This window comes from Vibrio sp. Y176 (assembly GCF_033438945.1).
In genome coordinates, this window is record NZ_JAWOQS010000737.1 from 1 (window position 1) to 625 (window position 625).

1 protein-coding gene is annotated in these 625 nt (G+C 41.1%); it reads right to left on the reverse strand.

Features of this window, described 5'->3' with window-relative positions:
• Positions 1-82: 82 nt before the first annotated feature.
• Positions 83-448: a VOC family protein gene (locus R7O13_RS28365; RefSeq protein ID WP_025613071.1), complete on the reverse strand. Its 366-nt coding sequence runs from the start codon at positions 446-448 to the stop codon at positions 83-85.
• Positions 449-625 lie beyond the last annotated feature (177 nt).

Consider the following 625-nt stretch of genomic DNA (forward strand, 5'->3'; position numbering starts at 1 on the left):
TACAACGCAGCTTATAAGTGTCCCCTGAGTCTAATTTATTGAAGTCTAGTTGGGAATGGTAAAAAGCATTTTTAACGCATTTTTATTCACTGGTGAACACACGAATGCGGTGCTTATCAGGATCGGTCGCTACAAAATTTAACCCATACACCGAGGTCATTGGTGGCTGAATAAAGTCTACGCCCATCTCTTTCCACTTGTTGTAAACCAGCTCCAGTTGATGTCCGTCTGCTACAGACAACGATAACTCGGCTCCTCCACCTTTCACCATGCTGACTGGAGTGAGCGCGTCACTTTGTTTGAGCGTAAGTTTGACGCTATGGGAAAGTGGCATAGAAGCAAATGTAGGAGATAAAAGCGTGACCTCACAATCAAACAGTCTCGAGTAAAATGTTTGGCTCACGTGAATGTTTTCTACATAGAGAACGAATGAATTGATAGTCAGCATGGATTATTCCTCAACTTTGTTAAATAGATGAGGCTGAATTTACCGAAAGAGCATGACAGGTGCTGTCAGTAGTGAATTTTTACGTTAAAAATCTAGTCGCTCTAAAACAAAGAAAAGGAGCCATTTGGCTCCTTTTTTCCTAACTTAATCAGAGGATATTAGTTCGTACGTTTCGAA

Coding starts and splice junctions, on each gene's coding strand:
- R7O13_RS28365 (WP_025613071.1), bottom strand. CDS start 448: ATGCTGACTATCAATTCATTCGTTCTCTATGTAGAAAACATTCACGTG.